Origin of the sequence: Rhizobium leguminosarum bv. viciae, assembly GCF_012276115.1 — a bacterium.
GTDB lineage: Bacteria > Pseudomonadota > Alphaproteobacteria > Rhizobiales > Rhizobiaceae > Rhizobium > Rhizobium leguminosarum_T.
In genome coordinates this window covers 98,274-121,556 of record NZ_WIEU01000012.1, presented here as the reverse complement: position 1 = coordinate 121,556, position 23,283 = coordinate 98,274, and the positions used below count along the sequence as shown (strand labels likewise).

Sequence of the window (23,283 nt, the reverse complement as noted above, 5' to 3'; positions counted from 1 at the left end):
GGTCCTTAGATCAGGTTGCAGCCACGGGCGCCGAGTGCCCTTGGCGCGACAGTTGCTTTACGGACAGGTGCATCCAGATGAGAGAGATTACGACGATCGCAAAGAGCAGCAGGAAACAGCTGGACCAAAGGCCGGTCATGTCCTTGAGAAGGCCAAAGGCAATCGGAAGGATGAAGCCGCCAAGGCCGCCCATCATCCCGACGACGCCGCCGACGGCGCCGACGTTTTCGGGGTAATAGGCCGGGATGTGCTTGTAGACCGCAGCCTTGCCGAGGCTCATGAAGAAGCCGAGCACGAAGATGACGACGATGAAGATGAAGGGGGTGATACCAAACGCCGGACCCGTCCCGGACGCGTCGGCGGCCGGCAGCGAGAGGATGAGGGTGGCGACGGCCGACACGGCAAACATCGTATACATCACGCTGCGCGCGCCCTTCTTGTCCGACAGCACGCCGCCGAAGGCGCGGAAGATACTGCCCGGGATGGAGTAGGCCGCCGCGATCATCCCGGCGGTTTCCAGGTTGAAGCCGTAGACGCCGACTAGGTAGCGCGGCAGCCACAGCGACAGGGCGACGAAGCCTCCGAAGGCAAAGAAATAGTAAAGCGAGAAGCGCCAGACCTGAACGTTCTGAAGCGGCGCGAACTCCTCGACGAAACTCTTGGTGGCAACGCTGCGTTCGCGGCGGAGACGGAAGGCCGGATCATCGGTCGTGGTGAACCAGAAGACGATTGCCATCAGCGCCAGGCCGACGGCCCAGATCTCCGCAACCGCCTGCCAGCCCCATGCGATCAGCACGAAGGGGGCTGCGAATTTGGTTACGGCCGCGCCGACATTGCCGGCACCGAAGATGCCGAGCGCGGTTCCCTGCTTCTCCGCCGGGAAGAAAGGCGAGACATAGGCGACGCCGACTGCGAAGGAGCCGCCGGCGAGGCCGACGCCGAGGCCGGCGATCAGCATCTGCGTATAGGTCTGGGCGTAAGAGAGCAGAAAGGTCGCCAATGCAGCGGCCAGCATGGTGAGGGTGTAAACGAGACGGCCGCCGTAACGCCCCGTCCAGATGCCAAGAACGATGCGCACAAGCGAACCGGTGAGCACGGGGGTGCCGACCAGCAATCCGAACTCGGCCTCGTTCAGGCCGAGATCCTGCTTGATGCGAATGCCGATGATCGCGAAGATCGTCCACACCGCAAAACAGAGGGTGAAGGCTACAGTGGAGATCCACAATGCCTTGGCTGGTTCGCCGGCGGACATGGGCTGTGATTTCTCGATGACAGACATAACTTCTCCGAGGCCCGACAAGGTCGTGCCGATCCATCGCTGAGGGTTAAAACAAAAAGCCGCTGGTCAGGACGCGCATACACGAGGTGCGCGAAATATCCTGATCAGCGGCTTTGCTGGTGGCGCCCGCCGTTGGACGCCGAATTCCTAGGCCTTCTGGCCCATTTGCCTGAAGGCAATCCGTTGGCCGGATTGCTCAAGCTAAAACCTACCTCTTCAATCTGAAGAGCAATCTCTGTGTCTTCCGTGAGCGTCTATCGCGCGCTCATTCTGCGCTGATCGTCATTGACCGGTGCTATTAAAGCCGATGCAAACTGCGTGCCAGTTTGGTGGTCTGCGTTCAAGTCACTGAATGCAAATGACATTTTATGGAACGCGCTGCCTGCTTGTTTTTCGGGCCGCCACCGGCTTATGCAAATATTTTGTGCGCTTGACATGAGGCGGGCAGATGCTTGCTGGTGTTTTGTGCAGGCCGGTATCGGTTAGACCTCGTCGTCAGAAATGAAGGGTAGGGCGCTTTTGACTGCAAAACCTGCGACATAGTCCGGCAGCCTCGCCGGATCGAAGACGTGGCCGTCCATGAAACGGTCGCCCTCGTCACTGCCTTCGATGCGGATATCGGCATCTTCGGGTGCGTTGTCGTCACCGAGAGCCGTGCGATAGAGATCCGGGCGGTAGGCGGATGCTGCGGCCCTTGCCATGTTGAGGCTGACCTCGGCCTGTCCCCAGCGGATCATCTGGCTGTAAATCCACAGCGCATGGCTTGGCCGGGGATAGTTGGCGAAGCCGGAATGGAACATGAAATAGTCGGTGATGATGCGGCGGTTACCCTTTGCGTCGAGGCTGAATTCGCCGGCAAGCACACGGCGAATGATTTCGACGGGGGCAGCGATATAGCGCGGGTCGGCAAGAGCTGCCGCCAGCGCGTCGTGATTTTCCGGCCGGTCGCACCACTGGGCTGCCGCATCGAGCGCCACGATCAGCCGGGAAACGGTTTCCGGATGGCTTTCCGCCCAGTCCGGCCGCATGCCGATCACCTTTTCCGGTGCCGACGGCCAGATATCCTGTTTGGCGGCGACGATGCGGCCGACGCCGCGCTCCGAAGCGACCATGTTCCACGGCGCGCCGACGCAGAAACCGTCGATCGCACCGGCTGCCAGCGCATCCGAAGTCATGGGCGGTGGCACGACCACGAGCTTGACATCCTTGTCGGGATCGATGCCGCCGGCTGCCAGCCAGTAGCGGAATTCGTAATTATGCGAGGAGAAGGGGTAGGTGACCCCGAAAGTCGGCAGCGGCTCGCCGCGGGCCTTCATTACCGCCAATGTTTTTGCCAGGGCGCCGGCATTGTCGAGTGCGCTTGCCGTTTCCGGCAATCCCGCGTCATTCCGCATCCTGTCGAAGAGCCGTGTCGACAGCGTGATCGCGTTGCCGCCGCGCCCCAGCGAAAACGGCGCGATCGTCGGCGAGGGATTGGAGCCGAGGCCAAGCATGGAGGCGACGGGCATCGGCGACAGCATGTGGGCGATGTCGAATTGGCGGAATGCCAGGCGGTCGCGCACATTCGCCCAGGAGACGTCCTTGACGAGATCGAGCGTCAGGCCTTCCTTCCGCGCGAAGCCGAATTCCGCCGCCGCAATCAGCACCGATGCATCGACGAGCGGAATGAAACCGGCCCGCAGCACTTTCGGTCCTTCGTTGTTCATCCGCACGGGTGAGGGCAGCTCGCCGCCGGCGTTGGAGGTCGTTGTCATCATATCCACTCCGGTTTCCTCCGGAAATTCATCAGGTCGGCCATTACATCAACAGCCCCGCGGCAGTGACGACGCTCTGGGCGATTTCCGACATCTTCTTCTTTTCGTTCATCGCTGTCTGGCGCAGCAGGGCGAAAGCCTCTTCCTCGGAGAGGCCGCGCATCTTCATCAATATGCCCTTGGCGCGCTCGACCAGCTTGCGTTCCTCCAGTGCGGAGCGGGCATCGGCAAGCTCTCGCCGTAGCCGGTTGAAGGCATTGAAGCGGCTGACGGCCATGTCGAGGATCGGTTTGACGCGTTCCTTCTTCAATCCGTCGACGATATAGGCTGAGACGCCGGCATCGACGGCAGCCTCGATCGAGGCGGTATCGGACCGATCGACGAACATGGCGATCGGGCGGCTGACCGTGCGCGTCAGCTGGAACAGGTGCTCCATCATGTCGCGGTTGGGATTTTCGATATCGATGATGATCACGTCGGGCATCAGCGTTTCAATGATTCGCGCGATGCCGTTGACCTCATGCACCACAGTGACGCGCACATGCCCTGCCTCGCGCAGGCCTTCTTCGATGATGGAGGCGCGAATGGCATTTTCGTCGATCACCAGAATTGTCAGATCGAGATGCGTCATTGCTATACTCATGACGCACCGCAGCAATTTTGGCAAGCGCGCCAGCCTGAAAAGTGTGCAAAAACTAAGTATGCACAAAATATGATCAAATTGCCGTGCTTTCGCGCGGAATCAAGACAAAGCCGAGGTCGATCTGCTCGGCCCTCAATACCACAGAGGAATCCAACGCGGCAAGCACCCTTTCGGCCGCGAGTTTTCCGGTTTCGAAACGCCGAGTCGCGATCGAGGAGAGGGAGGGTGCGGCGCAGGCGGCGAATTCCAGGTCGTGAAATCCGATGATCGAGATGTCATCGGGCACACGGATGCCGCGTTTGCGGCATTCCTGCATGGCGCCGAGCGCCAGATTGTCGTCAGTGCAGAAGATCGCCTCGGGCACGTCACCACGTTCATGCGTCATGGCGAAGAGGTCGGAGCCGAGTGCCACGGAGCTATGGCGTGGCCTCTCGGCGATGATCTCCAGATTCGGCAGCTCCGCCTCCTGCATCGCCAGCCGGTAGCCGTCGAAACGCGACTGGGCGCGGTGGTCGAGATTGCCGGTCAGGAAGGCGATCCGGCGGAAACCCCGTTCGATCAGGTGCTGCGTCGCCGTCTGCCCGGCATGCTCCTGCGACATGCCGATGTTGAGGTCGATCGGGTTTGGAGAAAGCTCGAAGGTCTCGACAACGGGCAGACGAGCCTGGGCGAGAAGCTGACGCGAGAGCGGCGTGTGATGAGTGCCGGCGATGATGATCGCCTCCACCCTTTGCCCGAGTAATGCCTTGATGGCGTTTTCCTCCTCGATCTCGGAATAGCGGCTGTTGACGACGATCACCTGGAAGCCGGCGGCGACCAGCACCTCGTGAAGCGCAAACAGATATTCCGCGAAAATAACGTTGTAGAGGGTCGGAACGATGACGCCGATCGCATGCGTGCGCGAGGAGGCGAGGCGACTCGCGGCAATATTCGGCACATAGCCGAGTTCCTTGACGGCAGCATCGACGCGCAGCCGCAGGCCTGGCGAGACCGCATCGGGCTTGCGCAGCACCCTCGAAACCGTGATCGGGCTGACGCCGGCAAGATTTGCCACGTCATCAAGTGTTATCCGCCGCATGCAAGTCCCGCCATTCGTGCCAGAATATTGATTCTCATATTCTCTGAAAATAGAGAATATTTGCTCATTGCTGTAGTTGACAGCGCTAGCAGATACGATTTGACAGCGCTGTCAACTATGTTAACCTAAAATTGTACCGGAAAGGGACGGGGTGGAGCCTTCCGGGACCAAGTATGCAAATCAAAAGCATAGGAGAGGCGGCTCGGTCCGCCTGAGGAGGAGAACATTCATGTTTAAGGTGAAAGAAGCCAAATTGGCTCGCATTGCCGCGTTTTCCGTGTCCGCGCTTGCCCTGCTCTGCGGCGCGGCCAGCGCGGAACCGAAGGTCGTGTCCGGCCCGGCCGCCGAGCCCGGCTGCATGGTGCCGTGGTCAGCCGACACACAGTTCCTGCAATATCCGAAGAAGGACGGCCCCTATCGCATCGCGCTCGCCAACGGTTACATCGCCAATACTTGGCGAATCCAGATGGTGCAGACAGCCAAGGCCTATGCCGCCCAGCCCGACGTCGCGGCCAAGCTGAAGGAGTTCAAGGTCGTCTCGACAGGCGAGGATGTGCCGGCACAGATTTCCGCCATCAACAACTTCATCGATGCCGGTTATGATGCCATCGTCGTCAACGCGCAGAACCCGACCGCCTTCGGGCCGGTGATCAAGCGCGCCAAGGAGGCCGGGGTCGTCCTCGTCGCTTTCGACAATATCCTGGACACCAAGGACGCTATCAATGTCAACGTCGACCAGAAGGGGCTCGGTGTCCTCTGGGCCGACTGGCTGGTGAAGCATCTGCCGAACGGCGGCAAGGTGCTGGAAGTGCGTGGCGTCGCCGGCACCTCGGTCGATACGGATCGCCACAACGGCATCCACGAAACCCTGGACGCCTCAGGCAAGAAGTTCACGGTAACCGAGGTCGTCGGAAAATGGGACGACGGCGTTGCCCAGAAGGCAACCGCTGACGCGATCGCCACCAACGGCCCGTTCGACGGCATCACTGCCCAGGGCGGCGATACCGGAGTCGTGCAGGCGATGATTGATGCCAAACATCCCTTCGTGCCCTTCGGCGGTGAGACGGAAAATGGCTTCCGCAAATTCTGCGCTGCCCATGCCGCCGACGGCCTGAAGTGCTCGTCCGCCGGCACCGGCCCGGCCCAGGTCGCCGTCGCCATCAAGACGGCGATTGCAGCCCTTGAGGGTCAGGTCGTGCCGCAGGCCGTCAAACTGCCGACCGCGATTGTTTCGGATCCTGATTTCAAGGAAGGCGAGGATTATTATCCCACCCAGTCCGACAACTTCTTCGTCGGGAATTCCTTCCCCACCTGCGGCATTAATTTCAGCGCTCAGGAAATCATGGGGCAGTCCAAAGAGAACCAATAGCAGCCGTCCTCCGGATCTGATTGCGGGTGTTCGCACCCGCAATCTCGAAGGTGATAGACCGAATGGAGGCTGGATGCATGACCTTGCCCGAACCGCTTTTCCGCATGGAAGGCATATCGAAACGCTATGGCGGTGCCGTCGCGCTTAAGGATGCCGATATCGCCATCCGGCCGGGTGCGATCCATGCCGTCCTCGGCGAGAACGGCGCCGGCAAATCAACGCTGATCAAGATCATGGCGGGCGTCGTGGCGCCTGATGAAGGACGCATGCTGCTCGACGGTAAGGAGATCGCCTTCGCCTCGCCGGCCGCCGCCAATGCGGCGGGCATCGTCTGCGTTTTCCAGGAGCTTTCGCTGATTCCCGACCTCTCGGTCGCCGACAACATCGTCATCAGCAATCCACCGCTGAAATTCGGCATGATAGACCGGCGCAGGCAGCGGCGGATCGCCGAGGAAGCGTTAGCGCGCGCCGGCGCCTCCGACATTCATCCGTCCGCCTTGGTCAAGGATCTACCCCTGTCCCGGCGGCAAATGGTCGAGATCGCCAAGGCGCTTGCCCGCAAGCCGCGGCTGATGATCCTCGACGAGGCGACCTCGGCGCTGACGCAGTCGGATGTCGAAAAGGTCTTTGCCGTGCTGAAGCGCCTGCGCGCCGAGGGAATGGCCCTAATCTACATCTCCCACCGCATGCACGAGATCGCCCAGCTGGCGGATGAGTGCACGGTCTTCCGCAACGGCCGCAGCATCGAATCCTATCCGGCCGGCACGAAGACCGACCAACAGGTGGTGGAGCTGATGATTGGCCGCGAATACAGCAATGTCTTTCCGCCGAAACCGGCGCATCGCGGAGAGGTAAAGCCGGTCCTTTCCTGCCGCGACCTTTCCTGGGGCGATAGGCTTTCCGGCATCACCTTCGATATCAAGCCCGGCGAGATCATCGGCGTCGGCGGCCTGGACGGGCAGGGACAGCGCGAATTGCTGCTGGCCCTCTTCGGCGTGCTCCGCGATGTGAAGGGCGAAGTCGTAATCGACGGCAGGCCGGTGACGCTGAAAAGCCCCCGTGATGCCAAGTCCGGCGGCATATCCATGGCGCTGATCCCCGAGGATCGGAAGAGCGAAGGGCTGATGCTGCCGATGACCGTGCGCGAGAACCTGTCGATTGCAGCCCTCGACCGCGTCTCGCGCAACGGCGTCATCGATCGGGCGGCCGAACGACGCGAGATCGACGATCTGTTCAAGCTGTTGGCGATCAAGGCCGCGACGATCGACATGCCCGTTGCCGCACTATCCGGCGGTAATCAGCAGAAGGTGGTTATCGCCAAATGGCTGATGAACCGGCCGCGTATCATCCTGCTCAACGATCCGACGCGCGGCATCGACGTCGGCACCAAGCAGGAAATCTATCTGCTGCTGCACAAGCTTGCCGATGCGGGCGCGGCGATCATCTTCTATTCCACCGACTACGATGAACTGATCGGCTGCTGCGACCGCGTGCTCGTCATGTATGACGGCCGCATCATCCGCGAGCTCGAAGGCGCCGAGATCAACGAGCACGAACTGATCGGCGCAGCTCTCAACATCGCCGGCGACCGCCTAGCGCAAAGGATTGCCCCATGAACAAGCATGCTTCCGGCGACCGGCGGTTCTGGTATGCGCAGCAGAAGGGAACGCTGTTTGCCGCACTCCTCTTCGTCGCCATGTTCGCCCTCTATGTCTCGAACCACCCGGCGGGCTTCACGCCCAACGTCGTGCAGACGGCTTCGAACAAGGCGACGCTGCTTGCCTTCGTCGCCATGGCGCAATGCCTGGTCGTCATCACCGCCGGCATCGATCTCTCGGCCGGCATGGTTCTGGTCCTCTGCAATTGCCTCGCCTCCTGGCTGGTCGTCGGCACGCCGCTGCAGACGGGAACTGGCATCGTCGTGGTGCTGCTCGCCGGGCTGGGCTGCGGCATGCTGAACGGGCTCATCATCATCTTCGGCCGGCTGCAGCCGATCGTGGCGACGATCGCGACCAGCGCGATCTTCTACGGGCTGGCGCTGTTGCTGCGACCGACGCCCGGCGGCTCGGTCAACGAGGATCTGGCCGATGCCTTCACCTCGAAGCTCTTTGGGATCGTTCCGGCAAGCCTCGTGGTTCTCCTCGCCGTCATTGTCGTCATCTGGGTTCCGTTCAGCCGCTCGGCGATCGGCAGGGCGGCCTATGCGGTGGGTTCGGCCGAGAGCGCCGCCTATATGTCGGCAATGCCGGTCAAGCGGGCGAAATTGACAGCCTATGCATTGGCGGGACTGCTTTCGGCGATCGGCGGGCTCTATCTCACCTTTTTCTCCTATACCGGCGAAGCGGCGTTTGCGAGCGGCAACGCCTACACGCTCTATTCGATCGCGGCGGTGGTGCTCGGCGGCGTTTCCCTTGCGGGGGGCAAGGGAAGCGCCGTCGGCGCTGTCTTCGGAGCCCTGGCCTTTCGCACGATCGGCGACCTGCTCTTCGTCTTCGATTTCGATCCGCTTTGGCAGCCGCTGTTCCAGGGCGTGGTGTTGATGCTGGCGATCAGTATCGGCTGCATCGGGCTTGCCAGGGTCCGCAATCGGCTGGAGTGGTTTCAATGAGCGAGGAAGCGTCTCTCATGCGGCAGCTTCGAGTGCCCACACGCCTGCGCGGTATCGATCCGGCGGTGGCGACCGCCTTCGGATGCATCATCCTGCTTCTGTTCGCCGGATCGATCTATTCGCCGAATTTCCTGTCGCCGGATTATCTGCTGCAGCAGTTGAAGGTGGCCTCGTTCCTCGGCGTCATCGCCACCGGCATGATGGCGGTCATCCTGCTCGGCCAGATCGACCTTTCGGTGCCATGGGTCGTGACGACAGGTGCGATGATGGCCTGCGCCGCGACCGCTTACGGTACGACCGGCTCGGTTCTGGCGATCCCCTTCGGCATTTTCTGCGGCGCTGCGATCGGTCTCGTCAACGGCCTGGCGGTCGCCTATCTCCGCATTCCCTCGATGATCATCACGCTGGCGACCAATGCCGTCGCGCAAGGACTGATGGTCGTCTACACCGGCGGCTTCTCCCCGCAGGATTCGGCCACGCCGGCCATGCGGTTCCTGGCAACCGGCTACACAATCCCGGGACTCCCTAACGGGGTTCTCGTCTGGCTATGCGTGGGTTTGGCCGCGGTTTTCATGCTGACGCGGACGACGTTCGGCCGGTCGCTCTACGCCATCGGAAACCGGGAGCGCGCCGCCTACATGTCCGGCATCAATACTCGTCGCATTACGCTTCTGGCTTTTGTTATTTCGGGAGGGCTCAGCGCGCTCGGCGGCGTTCTGCTGGCGGGTTACGCGTCAAAGGCGTCGCAATCCATGGGCGACGCCTATCTGCTGCCGTCGATCGCGGCCGTTGTTCTCGGCGGCACGCATGTGCTCGGCGGCAAGGGTTCCTACCTCGGAACGGTGGCGGGCGTCATCCTGATCACCCTGCTGCAATCCATCCTCTCGGTGATGCAGATCGAGGAAGCCGGCCGCCAGCTCATCTACGGCGCCGTCATCATCGGCATGCTCCTGCTCTACGGCCGCCAGAAGCCGGCCTGATCGGCCGCTGTCGATACTTTCATCTTTTCCAGCATCCGCTGCTTGAGGAAACCTATCGTTTCGGCGAAAAGGAGCTGCCGCGGCTCGATGTCAGCAGGGAAGTCAGAAGGTACGTTTTGTGGCCACCAGCGAATTTCATTCGATCGAACGGACCGCTCTGGATGATGGACCTGCGGCGCGCGCCTTGAGGGCGGTCGAAGCGGTTCTCGGCATTGCGGCGGCACTCGTTCTCGCCGTGCTGCTCTCCATGGTGCTCGCCACAGTCTGTCTGCGTTATTTCTTCAGCGCCGGCTTCATTGGTGCCGAGGATCTCGGCATCTGGCTGCATGTGGGCCTGATCGCGCTCGGCGCGCCGCTCAGCCTCAACAGCGCGCTTGCCATGCGCCTCGACGTCTTCGTCAAGATGCTGCCGGAGAGCCTGCAGAAGGTCACGCCGATCGGCGCCGATGTCTTCACCGTGCTTTCGGCGCTGGTCCTGAGCTTCGGCGGCAGCGAGATCATGACGATGCTTGGCGGCATCTCGCCGACGCTCGGCGTGCCGGAATGGATCCGCTTCGGTTTCCTCGGCGTCGGCGGCGCGCTGATCCTCGTCGTGCTGCTTCTACAGCGCATCGCCGAAGGCAAGATCCTGCCGGTTTTGCTCTCGCTTGCCGTCGGTGTCGCGCTCTATGCCGGCATTCCGCATGTCTCGCTCGATCTCGACTGGCCGCCGAGCATTTCTCTCGGACTGATCGCCGCGGTCGGCCTCGTGCTTGCTGCGCCCTTGCCGCACGCCTTTCTTGCCGCAGCCTATGTCGTCATCGCCTTCGGCAGCAGCCTGCCGGAGCCCGCGATCGTTTCCGCAACCGTCACCGGCATCTCGAAATTCCTGCTGCTCGCCATTCCCTTCTTCCTGCTCGCAGGCGGCCTGCTGACGGCCTCCGGTGTCGCCAACCAGCTCGTACGCTTCGCCGCCGCCATGGTCGGTCATCGCCGGGCCGGGCTGGCGCAGACGACGCTGTTGACCAGTGTTCTCTTTTCCGGTGCTTCCGGCTCGTCGGTCGCAAATGCCGCCTTCGGCGCATCGACCTTCCAGCCCGAGCTGGTCAAGCACGGCTACCGGCCGGCGCAGGCAGCGGCGATCATCGCCTCGACATCGGTTCTCGACAATGTCGTCCCGCCGTCGATCGCCTTTCTCATCCTTGCGACGGCCACCAATCTTTCCGTCGGCTCGCTGCTCGTCGGCGGCTTCTTTGCCGGGGGGGTGATGGCCATATGCCTGGCGGTCGCCATCCATCTGACCGTGCGTGAGCAGGTGCCTTTGCCGCGCGCAAATGCGAGACAACGCTGGCGATCGGCGGTCCAGGCAATCCCGGCCTTCGGGCTCGGCGTCATCGTTGTCGTCGGCATCCGCATCGGTATCGTCACCACCACGGAAGCCGCAGCACTTGCTGCTTTCTACACGTTGCTGCTCGGCATCGGCGCGCGGCTCGGCATTGTTTCACTCTATACCGCCTTCCGTCAGGCAGCCGTTGAAGCGGCGGCGATCGGCCTCCTCATCGGCACGGCCGGCCCCTTCGCCTTCCTGCTGGCGGTCGACGACGTGTCCGGACTGATCTCGCACATGACGACGGTGCTCGGCGGCAGCGCGCTTGCGGTCATCCTGCTGTCGAACGTCATCCTGCTGGTGATCGGCCTCATTCTCGATATCGGCGCGGCGATCCTGCTCCTCGGCCCGATCCTGCTGCCGGCGGCGGTCGCCGCCGGCATCGATCCCATTCAGTTCGGGGTGATCATCGTCGTCAACCTGATGATCCACGGACTGACACCGCCGCTCGGCATGCTGATCTTCGTCGTCAGCGGCGTCACGCGCATTCCCGCCTCGGAGCTCTTTCGGGCGGTGGTTCCCTATCTGCTGGCTCTCCTGGTCTCGCTCGCAATCCTCTGCGCCTGGGCCATCATCTTCTCGTAAACAGGACAACCCCATGGACAATTTCAACCGCCGCAATTTCCTGAAGACCGCAGCTCTCGCCGGAACGGCGCTTGCAGCGCCCGCCTTCGTTCGCACCGCCGCCGCCCGCACGACGACGATCACGATCGCCTCGCTGCTTGGCGACGACAAGCCGGAAACGAAGATCTGGGTGAAGATCGGCGAATTGGTCGAAGCGAAACTCCCCGGCCAGTTCAAGTTCAATATCGTCGGGAACGGTGCGCTCGGCGGCGAGAAGGAAGTGGCCGAAGGCGTGCGTCTCGGTTCCATCCAGGCGAGCCTCTCGACGGTCTCGTCGCTTTCCGGCTGGGCGCCGGAACTGCAGATCCTCGATCTGCCCTTCCTCTTCCGCGATGCCGACCATGTTCGCAGGACCGTCGCCGGCGATGTCGGCGCCGATCTCAGGCAGAAACTGCAGGCGCAGAATTTCGTCGTCGGCGATTTCATCAATTACGGCGCCCGCCATCTCCTGACCAAGGAACCGGTGACGCGGCCGGAGCAGCTCAAGGGCAAGCGCATCCGTGTCATCCAGAGCCCGCTGCACACCAAGCTCTGGAGCGCATTCGGCACGACGCCGATCGGCATTCCGATCACCGAGACCTATAATGCGCTCGCAACCGGCGTCGCCGACGCGATGGACCTGACCAAGTCGGCCTATGCCGGCTTCAAGCTCTATGAGGTCGTGCCCGATATGACCGAGACCGGCCACATCTGGGCATCCGGCGTCATCTATTATGCCTCGACCTTCTGGGCCGGCCTCAATGACGAGCAGAAGGCGGTGTTCCAGCAGGCCTCCAGCGAGGGGGCTGCCTATTTCAACCAGCTGATCGTCGACGACGAATCCAAATCCGTCGAGACAGCACTTGCCAACGGTGGAAAGCTCTTGAAGCCGGAAGTCTTCGACGAATGGCAGAAGGGCGCCCAGGGCGTGTGGGGCGATTTCGCGCCTGTTGTCGGCGGCATCGACAGGATCAAATCGATCCAGGCCGCCTGAGCAAGCGGCGGACGGTTCTCCTGCAGCTTTGAACGGGGACCGATGGAAAAACCATCGGTCTCTTCATCGCACGCACTTGCCGGAAAAATAATGCCGGAGCAGGCCGGAAATCGAAAGAGCATGCCTTTGGTGATCGTGGTATATAACTTACTTAAAATCCTGGAATGGGAGGTTTTTACCTTCGGCCGGTGCGATCTTGTTGACCGCAATCTCGCGACCGCTTCCGGCGGACGGATCCCATGGCCTCGATTTGAAATAAACAACATTGAACACAAGGCTTTGGAGGGCCGACCATGAGCTTACGTATCAACGATATTGCCCCCGATTTCACCGCCGACACCACGCAGGGACCGATCAGTTTCCATGATTGGATCGGCAGCGGCTGGGCCGTCCTGTTCTCGCATCCGAAGAATTTCACGCCTGTGTGCACGACCGAACTCGGCGCCATGGCCGGCTTGGCCGGGGAATTTTCCAAGCGTGGCGCCAAGATCATCGGCATCTCCGTCGATCCTGTGGAAAGCCATGCCAAGTGGAAGAACGACATCAAGACCGCCACCGGCTTCGACGTCGAATATCCGCTGATCGGTGACAAAGACCTCAAGGTCGCCAAGCTCTACGATATGCTGCCGGCCGGCGCCGGCGAGAGCTCGGAAGGCCGCACGCCTGCAGACAATGCGACGGTGCGTTCGGTCTTCATCATCGGTCCCGATAAGAAGATCAAGCTGATCCTGACCTATCCGATGACAACGGGCCGCAATTTCAATGAGATCCTGCGCGCCATCGATTCCATCCAGCTGACGGCCAAGCACCAGGTGGCCACACCGGCGAACTGGAACCAGGGGGAGGACGTCATCATCACCGCTGCGGTTTCAAACGAAGACGCGATCACGCGTTTCGGCTCCTTCGATACGGTTCTGCCCTATCTCAGGAAGACCAAGCAGCCGACGGCCTGACTACTGCTTTCAAGCCATTCCAAAAGCCGCCGCGAAAGCACTTCGCGGCGGCTTTTTACTGATCGGACTAAGCGATGGCTTTACGGGCTCTTACCGCATCTCCGAATGCCTGAAACAGCGCACGGTTCACAGGGTTGGTTTGCGGATCGTATTCGGCATGCCATTGCACACCGAGAGCAAATCCCGGCGCGTCCTTGAACCGTATCGCCTCGATCGTCCCGTCCTCGGCAATGCCTTCGGCAACGACCCTCTCACCAAGTTCGAGGATGCCCTGTCCATGCAGGGAGTTCACCCGGATCGTCTCCCGGCCGAGGATGCGCGCAAACATCCCGTCCTCTATAAGTCGAACATCGTGACGATCGCCGAAAACGATGGCGGGGTCGGGATGGATCTCGCCGGTCTCAAGGCGCGGCATTCGGTGGTTCATGCGTCCGGGCAATTCCCGGATTTCGGGATGCAGCGAGCCCCCGGCGGCGACATTCATTTCCTGAAAACCGCGGCATATGCCGAAAACAGGAACGCCTTGCGCAACACAGGCTTCGATCAATGGCAGCGCCAGCCCGTCACGATCCTCATCATAAGGCTCATGCTTGGGATCCGGCACCATATTGAATCGGCTGGGATGGACATTGGCTCTGGCACCCGTCAGCAGAATGCCGTCGACGACAGCCAGCAGATCCGCGATATCGGCCAGTTTAGGATTGCCGGCAAACATCAGCGGCAACGCTTCGGCGACATCGGCCACGGCTCGCAAATTGTTTTCTCCGACAAGCTGGGTCGAGAAGCGGCTTTCGACGATGCGGGCGTTCCCGATGATGCCGATTACAGGTCTTGCCATTGCTTGTCGCACCCCAAGTCGCAACGCCAACTGCTACCAAGCCGCCTAGCCCCTCGGGCAGCTGATTTTGCAACGCCGCGAAACCGGAACCGGCCTCGGGCTAACTGCCGGCTCGGTTCTCACTATATGGTTATCCTTGGTCGCGATGCCGGTGCAAGAGCTTTTGCGACCGCCAAGGCAGGTCCCTTAAAAGCCTGAACAAGGCGAAGCTCGGAGGGAACGAATTTCCTTGGCCGGGTCGGTGCTCAATCCGGAACGGGAAGGGCGCGCTGGTTGTAGAGAATCTTGCGGATGCGCGCCTGTTCCTCTTCGGAGAGCTTGCTGTTGTCGGTGCTAAGATCGGCGCCGACCGCAAGACCGCGCTGGACGCCGGGCCTTGCGCCGACCTCCTCGAACCATCGCTTGAAATGCTTGAACTCGTCGATGTCCTGACCCTGTGCCTGCCAGTTGACGGTCCAGGGATAGCTGACGATGTCGGCGATGGTGAATTCGTCACCGGCCAGATAGCGCCGGTCGCGAAGCCGCATGTTGATAACGCCGTAGAGGCGGTTGGCTTCGTCGGTGAAGCGCCGCACCGCATAGGACTGATCGCCTTCGCGATCGCCAAGGCGACGGAAATGACCGGCCTCGCCGAGTTTCGGCCCCTGGTTCGCCATCTGCCAGATCACCCATTGCGTGACCTCGTATTTGCCGCGCAGATCCTGCGGCCAGAATTTTCCGGTCTTCTCGGCAAGGTAGAAGAGGATCGCGCCGGATTCGAAGACGCTCAACGGACCGCCGCCATCGGCAGGCGCGTGATCGACGATGGCAGGCATGCGGTGATTGGGGTTGAGTCTGAGATAATCAGGCTTGAACTGGTCGCCACGGCCGATATTGACCGGCACCAGCCGATAGGGCGTGCCCGTTTCCTCCAGGAAGATCGAAACCTTCTTGCCGTTCGGCGTCGGCCAGTAGTGGAGATCAATCATCTGCTTATCCTCATTCGCTTAAGCATTCCTGATGAGCAGAATAGCGCTGCGACCATGGCAGGCCGAATATGTTTGTTCCAAAATCGATGGCGAAATTAAAAACCTGTGAGCGTTCCTGGCGCCAATTCGGGTGCAGATATGGAAATTGGGGGAAGCGTCATGCCTTTATCGATGGTATCTAGAATCCAGCGTCGCGATGGAAGTTCGAACCCGCCGAGATCCGATGATACGCCGAAAGCGTCAGTCCGACATGGGGAGGAGATCGACGAAGGCCATGCTTTCGCTCTGTCTTCTGGTTCCCGCCGTGGACACAGTAAAGGCCCAGCCTGAGGGGAGCGCCGGGTCGCCGGCCTGCTTGTATTCGGGACCTTCGGCGGCGGGATCGGGTGAGACGCTCTGCATTCGGAAAGACAGTTTCAACTACGACCTTTGCGTCGCGATCGAGCATTTCGCCAGCGCCAATCAATTGCCAGCGGATTATTTCGCCCGTCTCATCTGGCGAGAAAGCACCTTTCGCCCCGATGCAGTCAGCTTCAAGGGAGCCCAGGGAATTGCGCAGTTCATGCCCGGAACGGCGAAACTGCGCGGTCTCGAAGACAGCTACCAGGTGTTGGAAGCGCTGCGGAAATCGGCGCAGTATCTCGACGAGTTGCGCAATCGTTTCGGCAATCTCGGCCTTGCCGCCGCCGCCTATAATGCCGGTGAAAACGGACTTGCCACTTACCTTGCGTCAGGCAGATTACCTTACGAGACGCGTGGCTACGTCATGGCGATCACCGCCCATACAGTCGAGGAATGGAAGGATAACCCACCGGAAGATGCGGCCGCCCCGCTCGACAAGGACAAGTCCTTCCTCGATGGTTGCGTGGCGCTTGCGGAGAGACGGACGTTGAAGGACATACCCTGGCGTCAGGAGGGTGAATGGGCGCCCTGGGGCGTCCAGCTTGCGGCGAATGCGAATGTCGCGGTGGCCCGGCGCATGTTTCTCGATGCTGTGCAGGATCTGCCCGCGCCCCTGAATGCGGAGCAGCCGCTGATCCTGCGCCAGCGCGATCGCAGCTTCGGTTTTCGGCCGCGTTATGCTGTCCGCATCGGCCGGCAAACGCGCACGGAAGCCAACGACCTGTGCAACCAGATCCGCAAACACGGCGGCACCTGTCTGGTTTTCAGGAATCGATAGCGGGCCTGGTCCAGCCCTTGATCACGAGAAGTCTGCTTGCAGGATCACCAGAGCGCAGCATATTCGACATGGAAATGCAAAAGGAGGAACGATGATGCGGGTTTTGGTAATCGGAGCAACGGGCCATGTCGGAACCTATCTCGTTCCCCGTCTGGTGGAAGCCGGTCACGACGTCGTCACGATCAGCCGCGGCACGGCAAAGCCCTATACGGCAAACCACGCCTGGGCTGCCGTCGATCAGCGTCAGATGGATCGGGCAGCCATGGAACTGACGGGTGATTTCGGCCCGGCCGTACGTGCATTGAAAGCCGACATCGTCATCGACATGATCTGCTTCACGCTGGAAAGTGCCGAGCATCTGGTGACGGCCCTGTCGGGGCATGTCGGTCACTTCCTGCATACCGGCACGATCTGGACGCATGGCCATTCGACTGCCGTGCCGACGCTGGAGGAGGCGCCGAAATCTCCCTTCGGCGATTACGGGACGCAGAAGGCGGCGATCGAAACCTATCTGCTGCAGCAGGCAAGGCTTCGCGGATTTCCGGCAACCATCATCCATCCCGGGCACATTGTCGGTCCCGGCTGGACGCCGCTCAATCCGGCCGGCAATTTCAACCTGCAGGTCTTTTCAACCCTTGCCCGCGGAGAGATCCTGGCGCTGCCCCATTTCGGCCTGGAGACCGTTCATCACGTCCATGCCGATGACGTGGCGGCGATGTTCATGAATGCGATCGCCAACTGGAATGCGTCGACCGGCGAAAGTTTCCACGCGGTTTCGGAGCAGGCATTGACCCTTCGCGGTTATGCTGAATCCATGTCTCGCTGGTTCGGGCACGAGCCGAAGCTCAGCTTCGCCCCATTCGACGCCTGGGCCGAAAGTCAGACGGCTGAGGATGCGAAGGCGACCTGGGAACATATTGCCCGCAGCCCGAATTGCTCGATCGCCAAAGCCAAACGCCTGCTAGGTTACACCCCGAGATACACCTCCCTGCAGGCGGTGCAGGAATCGGTCGGCTGGCTGGTCGAGCAGGGGCGGATCGAGACCTGATCCGCCAGCGCCGCGCGTAGCGGCCGCTGCTTAACGGATCAGGATAGCCCTGAAATCATTGACGTTGGTTCCGGTCGGGCCGGTTTCGAAGAGATCGCTGGTCGCCGCAAAGCCCGAATAGCTGTTATTGCCGTCGAGCAGCCGACGCGGATCGAGTCCGGCGGCGCGCAGGCGCCTCACCGTGCCGCCATCGGCAAAGGCGCCGGCATTATCCTGCGAGCCGTCGATCCCGTCGGTATCGGCAGCGAGGACATGAATGCCCTCCTGTCCGTCGATCGCAAGCGCCATGGCGAGCGCGAATTCGCCGTTGCGTCCGCCCTTGCCACCCTTGGTTCTCAGCGTCACCGTAGTCTCGCCGCCGGAAAGGATGACGACCGGCTTCGGAAACGGCCTGTTCCGGCCCGACACTTCGCGGGCGATGGCCGCATGCACCAGCGCCACGTCGCGCGATTCTCCCTCGATCGCATCGGAAAGGATCGCCGGCTCGATCCCCTGCGACTTCGCCAGGGCGGCAGCCGCCTCCAGCGAAACGCCGGCGGAGGCGATGATGTGATGCGCGTGCCGCAAAAACACCGGATCGTCCGGCCGCGGTGCATCGGCTTTCGGCGAGTTCAGATGGTCGAGTGCGGCCTGCGGCAGCTGCAATCCGTATTGCCTGATGATCTCGAGCGCATCGTGCCGTGTCGAACCATCAGGCACTGTCGGCCCGGAGGCGACATGAGCCGGGTTGTCGCCGGGAATGTCGGAGACGATCAGGCTGACGACCCTCGCTTCGGTCACTGCCGCAAGTCTGCCGCCCTTGATGGTGGAGAGATGCTTGCGCACGACATTCATCGCCGAAATCGGCGCGCCCGAGGCAAGCAGCATTTCGTTGAGCGCAATCTCGTCTTCGAGGGTCAGCCCGTCCGGCGGGGCGGGCAGCAGCGCCGAGCCGCCGCCGCAGATCAGCGCGATCACCAGATCGTCTTCCGTCAGCCCGTTCACCGTCTCCGTCAGCCGCTTTGCGGCGGCAAGGCCAGCCACATCCGGCACCGGATGCGCTGCCTCGAGGATCTCTATGCCGCGTGTCTCGCAGCCATAGCCGTAACGGGTGACCACCACACCTTCCAGCGGTCGGTCCCAGACGCTTTCGAGCGCCCGCGCCATCTGCGCCGCGCCCTTGCCGGCGCCGATCACCAGGGTCCTTCCCTTCGGCCTTTCAGGCAGATGCGCCTTGATGCCGGTCACAGGATCGGCAGCGCGAACCGCTGCGTCGAACAGGCTTTTCAGGAAATCACGGGGGGCGGTTGTCGTCATCGGTGGTCTCTGCTGCCTCGGTGTCGATGGTGATGTGGGGGCGCTTGATGCACCATAGCCTACTGCATAATGCAGCAATTCAAAGTGTTACAGCGTCCTTTGCGGCTCTCGAAAAGCCGCGCGGCGCGGTACACTCGCGTCAGTCGGCGAGGGCGGCCAGGATGCGGACCCAGGATCGTATGCCTTTATGAAAGCTGGAGAGATCGTATTTTTCGTTCGGGCTGTGGACGCGGTTGTCAAAGCGGGCGAAGCCGACCAGGAGGGCATCGCATCCGAGTCGGCGTTTGAATTCGCCGATGATCGGGATCGAGCCTCCCGTGCCGGCAAGGGCTGCTTCGCATTGCCATTCTGTCGAAAGCGCCTGAAGCGTCCTGGTGAGAAACGGACTGTCGATCGGCATGACGGTTGCCGGCGAAAGCCCGTAATCCCTGAAGCTGACCGAACAATCCTGAGGGATACGTGCGCGCACGTGCCGCTGGAAGGCATCGCGGATTGCCTGGGGATCCTGTCCTTCCACCAGGCGAAACGAAATCTTGGCGCTTGCCTTCGCCGGAATGACCGTCTTGAAGCCTTCGCCTGTATAACCGCCGCTCATGCCGTTGATCTCGCAGCTCGGCCGCGCCCAGATCTGTTCGAGGACGGAACGGCCTGCCTCGCCGGCCGGATTTCTCAGGCCGATATCGCCGAGAAAGGCCTCCTCATCGAAGGGCAGCCTTTTCCACAGCGCCTTGATGGCGTCGGGGAGCTCTTTCACGCCATCATAAAAACCCTCGACCGCGACGCCGCCATCCGCTCGCCGCAGGCTCGAAACGACGTCTGACAGCACCTGCAGCGGATTGCGCGCGGCATTGCCGAACATGCCGGAATGCAGGTCTTGATCGGCGCAGGTGACCTCGATTTCCGTACTGAAGATACCGCGCAGCATCGTCGTCACGGCAGGCGTTTCGCGATCCCACATATCCGTGTCGCAGACGAAAACCGCATCGGCTTTCAATTCGTCCGCCGTGGCATCCAGAAAGGGCGCGAGGCTCGGGCTGCCGGCCTCTTCCTCGCCTTCGAACAGCATACTCACCTGCACCGGCAGTTTCCCGGTGACGCTCTTCCAGGCGCGGCAGGCTTCGACGAAGGTCATCAACTGTCCCTTGTCGTCGGAAGCGCCGCGCGCCACGATCGCGGTATCGCCATTCGGCAAGGCTTCCATGCGCGGCTCGAACGGATCGCTTGTCCAAAGCGCCAGCGGATCGACCGGCTGGACATCGTAATGGCCGTAAAACAGCAGATGCGGTCCGGACGCGGCCTTTTCATGGGCGACGACCATCGGATGGCCGGTCGTTTTGCGCACCGATGCTTCGAAGCCGATGGCAGCCAGATCCCGGCTCAGCCATTCGGCAGCAGTGCGGCAGTGATCACGATAGGCCGGGTCGGTCGAGATGCTCGGAATGCGGATCAGCTCGAAAAGCCGCGCCAGGCTGCCATCGAGGCTTTTGTCCACATGGGCAAGAACGGCATCGATATCTTGGTCCATGGCACTAGTCATCGTCTCTCCTCAGCGTTTCAATCTTCCGGGTCGAGAATACAGCATTGCTCGGCGAGCGGTTTCAATACGGCGGACGCCCCTGTTTCCAGCGTATCGGACAGCGCCCCATTGGCGGTAATCTCTCCCGCTGATGTCATGCATTTGTACTGATAGGCCCGGCCGAGATAGGTGCGCGTGCCGAGCACCGTCGCGATGCCATCACCGTCACGGCTGACGGCAAGGCCGTCTGCGCGGCAAGCCAGCACGAAGTCGTCCTTGATCGGCCCGAATGTTTCCTGGGACAGCTGCAGGCGGGCTCCGCCCGTTGTTTCGGTGGTCACAAGCGCGCCGTTGCGCGCGGTCACCTTCATGCGGATCAGGTTCTCGAAACCCACAAAACGGGCGACGAAGGCGTTGGCCGGCTTGCGATACAGCACCTCCGGCGCGTCGAGCTGCATGATGCGCCCGGCATTCATGATCGCCACCCTGTCGGAGATCGAGAATGCCTCCTCCTGGTCGTGGGTGACGTAAAGCGATGTCGTGCCGTTGGCGCGCTGGAGCTGCCTGATTTCGACGCGCATGTCGATCCTGAGCTTTGCATCCAGATTGGAAAGCGGCTCGTCGAACATCAGAAGTGGTGGCTCGATGACCAGGGCCCGGGCGAGCGCCACACGCTGTTTCTGGCCGCCTGACAGCGCCGACGGCAGCCGGTCGGCGAAGGCCGAAAGGCCGACGCGGTCCAGCATGGCCATCGTTCTTTTCGTCCGTTCCGGCTGAGGAATACGACGCTGCCTCAGGCCGAACGCGACATTGTCCTGCACGCTCAGATGCGGAAAAAGCGCGTAGTTCTGAAAGACCAGACCGATGTCGCGCGCATGCGCGGGAAGTCCGGTCAGGTTGCGCTCGCCGAGCTTGATGCTGCCGCTGCTCGGCTGCAGAAAGCCGGCCACGAGGCGCAATGTCGTCGTCTTGCCGCAGCCGCTGGAGCCGAGTAGCGAGACCAGTTCCCCGGCCATGACCGAGATCGACAGGTCCTTGAGCACTTGGGTGCTGCCGTAATGGGCGGAGATGGAATCGATGGTGAGGGATACGGTCAAGAGCGTTCTACTTTGTCAGGAAGGTGAGGCCGAGCGTGGCCTCGACGACGGCCATGACGCCGACTGTCACGAACATCAGCAGCACCGACACCGATGCGATCGTCGGATCGAAGAACTGCTCCATATGCGCAAGGATCTGGATCGGCAGCGTCGAGATGCCAGGCCCTGTCAGGAAGACCGAAACCGACACGTCGTTGATCGAGGTGATGAAGGCGAGGATGAAGGCGGCAATGACCCCGGCGCGGATATTCGGCAGGACCACGGTCAGGAAGGTCTTCAATGGCGGGCAGCCGAGGCTGATCGCCGCCTCTTCGACGGAAAAATCGAAGGCCGCCAGGCTGGCGCCGACGACACGCACCGAATAGGGCAGGATCAGCAAGGCATGGCCGACCAGCAGGCTGATGAAGATTGGCAGCCCGAGGCCGATCGTGACGGATTTCATCAGCGAAAATCCGAAGACGATCTCCGGCACCAGGATCGGCAGCACGAAGATGGTGGACAGCCAGCGCGGCAATTCCACCCGATAGCGGTTGATCGCATAGGCGGCCGGGACGCCGATCAGCAGAGAGAGCGCCGTGCCGAGAAAGGCGACCTGCAGGCTGGTGATCGCGGTCGTGCGGAAGGCCTCGATTTCGAAGATATTGACGAACCAGCGCAATGTCAGGCCCTGCGGCGGGAAGGTCAGATAGGTCGTGTCGCTGACGGCCGCACCGATGATGATGGCGAGCGGTGCGAGCAGGAAGAAGAAAACGCAGGCCGCAAAGGCGGCGAGGATCGGGTGAACGCGCCTGTCCATCACACCGCCATCGGATTGAGCCGGCGTGCGATGCGGCTCATGATGAGGACAACGCCGAGCGTCAGCACCACCATGATGGCGGCAATCGTCGATGCGCCAACCCAGTCGAAAGTCACCATGGCACGCTGGTAGAGGAAGGTCCCCATCATCATCTGCTTTTCTCCGCCGAGCAATTGCGGTGTCGCATAGGAGGTGAAGCTGCCGGTGAAGACCAGGACCGCGCCGACGATGAGGCCAGGTGTCGCGAGCGGCAGGATCACTTGAAAGAATGTCATCAGCGGTTTCGCGCCGAGCGAGGCAGAGGCGTCGATCAGATCGCGCGGGATGCCTTCAAGCACCCCGACGAGTGTCAGGATCATCAGGGGAACGAAGAGATAAACCATGGCGACGATCACCGCACCTTCGGTATAGAGCATCGAAAGCGGCTCGCTGAGCATGCCGGTCGAGATCAGCATGGCGTTCAGGATGCCGTTCTTCCCGAGAATGATCAGCCATGCGAAGGATCGGATGACGACACCCGTCAGCAGCGGAAAAACCGCTGCGACGATCATGATGCTCTTTGCGCGACCGGGCATCTGCGCGATCACATAGGCGGTGATGAAACCGACGGTGAGCGAAATCGCTGTCGTGATCAGGGCGATCTCCAGCGTCCGATAAAGAACCGCCCGCCGAAAGCCGCTGCTGAAGAATGTCACATAGGGCGCAAACACGCCCTTCGGCTCGGCAAACGTCGCAGCGATGGTGATGGCGACGGGAACGATGAGAAGCACAACGACGGCAATCGTCGCCGGCATCGTCAATCCCCATCTGGCAAAATGCTTCATCTTAAAACTCGTGGCATGTCCTGATCTCAGGAGCGCCGCATCTCGGATTCGAATGTGCGGCGCTTCCAGGTCTGGCAATCAACCGGCCTCAGG

At 61.5% G+C, this 23,283-nt stretch carries 21 protein-coding genes and 1 pseudogene; 11 read left to right on the top strand and 11 right to left on the bottom strand.

Going from position 1 to position 23,283, the window contains the following annotated elements; genetic code table 11:
• Window positions 1–10: 10 nt before the first annotated feature.
• From GFM02_RS21080 to GFM02_RS21065, 4 genes are all read right to left on the bottom strand, one after another.
• Complete coding sequence (locus GFM02_RS21080) at window positions 11–1,279, bottom strand: MFS transporter (protein WP_168322661.1); 1,269 nt, start codon at window positions 1,277–1,279, stop codon at window positions 11–13.
• A gap of 482 nt (window positions 1,280–1,761) precedes the next feature.
• Complete coding sequence (locus GFM02_RS21075) at window positions 1,762–3,042, bottom strand: CmpA/NrtA family ABC transporter substrate-binding protein (RefSeq protein ID WP_348643983.1); 1,281 nt, start codon at window positions 3,040–3,042, stop codon at window positions 1,762–1,764.
• A 34-nt stretch (window positions 3,043–3,076) separates the two neighbouring features.
• The gene (locus GFM02_RS21070; RefSeq protein WP_018241751.1) at window positions 3,077–3,664 is read right to left on the bottom strand and encodes an ANTAR domain-containing response regulator; all 588 of its coding nucleotides are present in this window, start codon (window positions 3,662–3,664) and stop codon (window positions 3,077–3,079) included.
• Window positions 3,665–3,749: 85 nt separating this feature from the next.
• Entirely contained in the window at window positions 3,750–4,754 is a 1,005-nt protein-coding gene (locus tag GFM02_RS21065) for a LacI family DNA-binding transcriptional regulator (RefSeq protein ID WP_168322660.1), read from the bottom strand.
• Window positions 4,755–4,983: 229 nt separating this feature from the next.
• Between GFM02_RS21065 and GFM02_RS21060 the strand changes: the two genes are divergently transcribed.
• The 9 genes and pseudogenes from GFM02_RS21060 to GFM02_RS21025 all read left to right on the top strand — a co-directional run bounded on the left by GFM02_RS21060 (window position 4,984) and on the right by GFM02_RS21025 (window position 13,627).
• Window positions 4,984–6,123: a sugar ABC transporter substrate-binding protein gene (locus tag GFM02_RS21060; RefSeq protein ID WP_168322659.1), complete on the top strand. Its 1,140-nt coding sequence runs from the start codon at window positions 4,984–4,986 to the stop codon at window positions 6,121–6,123.
• Window positions 6,124–6,200: 77 nt separating this feature from the next.
• Window positions 6,201–7,739 (top strand): sugar ABC transporter ATP-binding protein, encoded by a 1,539-nt coding sequence (locus GFM02_RS21055; protein ID WP_168322658.1) that lies wholly within the window; start codon window positions 6,201–6,203, stop codon window positions 7,737–7,739.
• Window positions 7,736–8,731, top strand: a complete 996-nt coding sequence (locus GFM02_RS21050) for an ABC transporter permease (RefSeq protein ID WP_168322657.1) — start codon at window positions 7,736–7,738, stop codon at window positions 8,729–8,731. The genes GFM02_RS21055 and GFM02_RS21050 overlap by 4 nt, the downstream gene beginning before the upstream one ends.
• Window positions 8,728–9,711, top strand: a complete 984-nt coding sequence (locus GFM02_RS21045; RefSeq protein WP_094086163.1) for an ABC transporter permease — start codon at window positions 8,728–8,730, stop codon at window positions 9,709–9,711. Before GFM02_RS21050 ends, GFM02_RS21045 begins: the two co-directional genes overlap by 4 nt.
• 3 nt (window positions 9,712–9,714) lie before the next feature.
• Window positions 9,715–9,899, top strand: a pseudogene (locus GFM02_RS35735) (hypothetical protein); the annotation flags it as partial.
• Window positions 9,830–11,662 carry a TRAP transporter large permease subunit gene (locus tag GFM02_RS21040; RefSeq protein WP_168322656.1) on the top strand — a complete coding sequence of 611 codons (1,833 nt, stop codon included), beginning with the start codon at window positions 9,830–9,832 and terminating at the stop codon, window positions 11,660–11,662. The pseudogene GFM02_RS35735 and the gene GFM02_RS21040, both read left to right, overlap by 70 nt.
• Before the next feature lie 13 nt (window positions 11,663–11,675).
• A complete protein-coding gene (locus GFM02_RS21035) occupies window positions 11,676–12,674 on the top strand; it encodes a TRAP transporter substrate-binding protein (protein ID WP_168322655.1) in 999 nt (332 codons plus the stop codon).
• A gap of 42 nt (window positions 12,675–12,716) precedes the next feature.
• Window positions 12,717–12,971: a hypothetical protein gene (locus tag GFM02_RS21030; RefSeq protein ID WP_246764365.1), complete on the top strand. Its 255-nt coding sequence runs from the start codon at window positions 12,717–12,719 to the stop codon at window positions 12,969–12,971.
• A complete protein-coding gene (locus GFM02_RS21025) occupies window positions 12,968–13,627 on the top strand; it encodes a peroxiredoxin (RefSeq protein ID WP_020049649.1) in 660 nt (219 codons plus the stop codon). Before GFM02_RS21030 ends, GFM02_RS21025 begins: the two co-directional genes overlap by 4 nt.
• Window positions 13,628–13,694: 67 nt before the next feature.
• Here GFM02_RS21025 and GFM02_RS21020 read toward each other — a convergent pair whose 3' ends face one another.
• Both GFM02_RS21020 and GFM02_RS21015 read right to left on the bottom strand, forming a co-directional pair.
• Entirely contained in the window at window positions 13,695–14,465 is a 771-nt protein-coding gene (locus GFM02_RS21020; RefSeq protein WP_168322654.1) for a gamma-glutamyl-gamma-aminobutyrate hydrolase family protein, read from the bottom strand.
• A 245-nt stretch (window positions 14,466–14,710) separates the two neighbouring features.
• Window positions 14,711–15,433, bottom strand: coding sequence for a glutathione binding-like protein (locus GFM02_RS21015; RefSeq protein WP_168322653.1), 723 nt, complete (start codon window positions 15,431–15,433; stop codon window positions 14,711–14,713).
• Window positions 15,434–15,629: 196 nt separating this feature from the next.
• On the opposite strand from GFM02_RS21015, the gene GFM02_RS21010 reads away from it, so the two are divergent.
• Entirely contained in the window at window positions 15,630–16,613 is a 984-nt protein-coding gene (locus tag GFM02_RS21010) for a lytic transglycosylase domain-containing protein (protein ID WP_205930408.1), read from the top strand.
• Window positions 16,614–16,704: 91 nt separating this feature from the next.
• The gene (locus GFM02_RS21005) at window positions 16,705–17,661 is read left to right on the top strand and encodes an NAD-dependent epimerase/dehydratase family protein (protein WP_205930407.1); all 957 of its coding nucleotides are present in this window, start codon (window positions 16,705–16,707) and stop codon (window positions 17,659–17,661) included.
• Between the two features lie 30 nt (window positions 17,662–17,691).
• Here the strand turns inward: GFM02_RS21005 and GFM02_RS21000 are convergent, their stop codons facing one another.
• The 5 genes from GFM02_RS21000 to GFM02_RS20980 all read right to left on the bottom strand — a co-directional run bounded on the left by GFM02_RS21000 (window position 17,692) and on the right by GFM02_RS20980 (window position 23,190).
• A complete protein-coding gene (locus tag GFM02_RS21000) occupies window positions 17,692–18,957 on the bottom strand; it encodes a glycerate kinase type-2 family protein (protein WP_168322650.1) in 1,266 nt (421 codons plus the stop codon).
• A gap of 139 nt (window positions 18,958–19,096) precedes the next feature.
• Window positions 19,097–20,494 carry a dipeptidase gene (locus tag GFM02_RS20995; protein WP_168322649.1) on the bottom strand — a complete coding sequence of 466 codons (1,398 nt, stop codon included), beginning with the start codon at window positions 20,492–20,494 and terminating at the stop codon, window positions 19,097–19,099.
• Window positions 20,495–20,511: 17 nt separating this feature from the next.
• Window positions 20,512–21,570: an ABC transporter ATP-binding protein gene (locus GFM02_RS20990; RefSeq protein WP_168322648.1), complete on the bottom strand. Its 1,059-nt coding sequence runs from the start codon at window positions 21,568–21,570 to the stop codon at window positions 20,512–20,514.
• A 7-nt stretch (window positions 21,571–21,577) separates the two neighbouring features.
• The gene (locus tag GFM02_RS20985; protein ID WP_168322647.1) at window positions 21,578–22,369 is read right to left on the bottom strand and encodes an ABC transporter permease subunit; all 792 of its coding nucleotides are present in this window, start codon (window positions 22,367–22,369) and stop codon (window positions 21,578–21,580) included.
• A complete protein-coding gene (locus GFM02_RS20980) occupies window positions 22,366–23,190 on the bottom strand; it encodes an ABC transporter permease (protein WP_168322646.1) in 825 nt (274 codons plus the stop codon). Before GFM02_RS20980 ends, GFM02_RS20985 begins: the two co-directional genes overlap by 4 nt.
• Window positions 23,191–23,283: the final 93 nt, after the last annotated feature.